A 2,079-nucleotide genomic window follows, 5' to 3' on the forward strand; every position below is an offset into this window, starting at 1 on the left:
TCTACAATCGAGAGCGCATACACTCGGCTCTCAACTACGTCTCGCCAGACACGTATGAAGCGCTGGCCTAATCTCGGGGTGTCAACGGAAACGGGGCAAGATCCCCGCCACAAGCTGCGCTTGTGGTTCCCTCCGCGCTTCGCGCTCCGGCGTCCGCTTACTTCCACGTTCGGCGTCTTCGCTCTCGCATTGACAGACTGTAGTCTGTTGGCTACAGTTGTTCTATGCTCCAAATCCGCAAAACTGATGTCTACGCAGCCTGGATAGATGGTCTTCGCGATGTCCAAGGGCGTGCGCGCATCTTGGTTCGTATCGAGCGGCTTGCCGCCGGAAATCCCGGCGATGTGAAGCCTGTCGGTGAAGGTGTTTCCGAGTTGCGTATTGATGTTGGCCCCGGCTATCGCGTGTATTTCACCAAGCGCGGCCGGGAGGTTGTGATTCTGTTGGCCGGTGGCGATAAGTCATCTCAGGCCACAGATATCAAAACTGCCTTGCGTTTGGCGCGAAACCTGAAGGAATGAAAAATGGCTAAAACAGCAACTTCCCGTTATGACGTCGCAGAGCATCTTCGTACCCCCGAAGAGATGGCCGCGTATCTTGAGGCATGTATCGAAGAGGCCGATGGTGATGCCACATTCATTGCCAAGGCACTTGGCGATATCGCGCGGGCCAAAGGTATGTCTCAGGTAGCACGCGATGCCGGGCTATCTCGTGAAAGCCTTTACAAAGCGCTCTCGGGTGATCGTGCTCCGGGCTTCGATACCATCCTGAAAGTGATGGGTGCGCTTGGGCTGAAGCTGCATGCAGAAGCTGTCAATCATTAACCGGACGCCGAACACTACGATCCAGGGGACGGCCAGCAAGCTGGTTCCCTCGCTTCGTTCGGCCGCCCCTGATCTTCGACGTTAGCCCTATGAGTCTTCGTTCAATCGTTACGGCGTTTCTTTGCGCCATCGGTATATCGGCTCAAGCGGCTTCTCCTCAGCCCTCCTTAGCCGACGAGGTTTCCGCCAAAGCAGCACTGGCGGTTTCGCAGCTCCAAAAACGCGCTGGCGGAAAGTTGGACTACTCGGAAAAAAGCTTAGTCGTGATCGAAGAAATCCTTGATGAGGCATCGCAGTACAAGGATCAATTGTCCAAGAAAGATCAAGACGCTCTAGTTGAGCTCATCGGCTCATACATTCTTGAAGTTGCCCATCGGAAGCATGGCGGTAAGTATCTTTGGCATGAAAAAGAAAACCAACCCGTCTTGGTCATCGGAGAGCCCAAGTTTCACGTCGCCATCATTACCTTCAATAAAGTCAGAGGGCGCATGTCCGGTGACAAGGGAGACAACATTCCATTCTTTTATGAGGGCTTCGCTGAGCGGGTTAAGTCCGCCACCCCTGGCACCAAGGCGCTCTATGTCTGAGCGGGCTAACAATTCCGTCGAGAGGGACGGTTTGCAAGCTGCGCTTGCAAATACCCTCCGCCGCTTCGCGGCTCCGGCCGCCCCTCACGTCAAACGTTAGCGAGAAGTCCCATGTCGCAGTTGATTGCGAAGCTGATGTCCCCACGAAACAAAGCTTTTTTCGTGATTACGTTGCTGTTAATAGTTGTCACGGCAGCAGATTGGGGATGCGTGACTGTCTATAGCGACTATTACGATCAACTAAGTGGCAACAACTCATGGGGGTATTTTTGGCTTGCTATTTACATGTCCGCACTAAGCTTTCTGCTAGGAGTAATTGTCACTGCAGTTAGAAGGTTCTTTCGCGTGAACGCCTGGATACTGTTTGTTGTTGCTTTGCTATTGATGCTTCCGTTCTGGGGCTATTTGGGCATGCTTGCAGTGTGGGCAGGGTTGGCGGAGCTCTCTATTCACTCTCTTGCAGTTTCCATCATCACGTTGGTCATCCTGATGAAATCGAGTTTGGCTCCCAAGCTTTATGAATTGCTCTACAAAAAACTGTCGGTGAGCGATGCAGCATCTCGCTAACCCTACAGTCAAGCGGACCGGGGACCTGACCCGTTTTAGTTGACACCCTGACCTACCGGTTGGGGGTTGTATGGGAACACCAGGAGTACAGAAGGTGAGTC

The 2,079-nt window shown here is 53.2% G+C and carries 4 protein-coding genes; all 4 read left to right on the forward strand.

Going from position 1 to position 2,079, the window contains the following annotated elements; genetic code table 11:
• The first annotated feature begins 224 nt into the window (after positions 1-224).
• The 4 genes from ABEA02_RS19900 to ABEA02_RS19915 all read left to right on the forward strand — a co-directional run bounded on the left by ABEA02_RS19900 (position 225) and on the right by ABEA02_RS19915 (position 1,978).
• Positions 225-521 carry a type II toxin-antitoxin system RelE/ParE family toxin gene (locus ABEA02_RS19900; protein WP_345534902.1) on the forward strand — a complete coding sequence of 99 codons (297 nt, stop codon included), beginning with the start codon at positions 225-227 and terminating at the stop codon, positions 519-521.
• A 3-nt stretch (positions 522-524) separates the two neighbouring features.
• Positions 525-824 carry an addiction module antidote protein gene (locus ABEA02_RS19905; RefSeq protein WP_345534903.1) on the forward strand — a complete coding sequence of 100 codons (300 nt, stop codon included), beginning with the start codon at positions 525-527 and terminating at the stop codon, positions 822-824.
• 89 nt (positions 825-913) lie between these two features.
• A complete protein-coding gene (locus ABEA02_RS19910) occupies positions 914-1,411 on the forward strand; it encodes a hypothetical protein (protein ID WP_345534904.1) in 498 nt (165 codons plus the stop codon).
• A 111-nt stretch (positions 1,412-1,522) separates the two neighbouring features.
• On the forward strand, positions 1,523-1,978 hold the full coding sequence (locus ABEA02_RS19915; RefSeq protein ID WP_345534905.1) for a hypothetical protein: 456 nt from the start codon (positions 1,523-1,525) through the stop codon (positions 1,976-1,978).
• The last annotated feature ends 101 nt before the right edge of the window (positions 1,979-2,079 follow it).

The organism is Viridibacterium curvum, from assembly GCF_039544165.1.
In the GTDB taxonomy this organism is placed as follows: Bacteria; Pseudomonadota; Gammaproteobacteria; order Burkholderiales; family Rhodocyclaceae; genus Viridibacterium; species Viridibacterium curvum.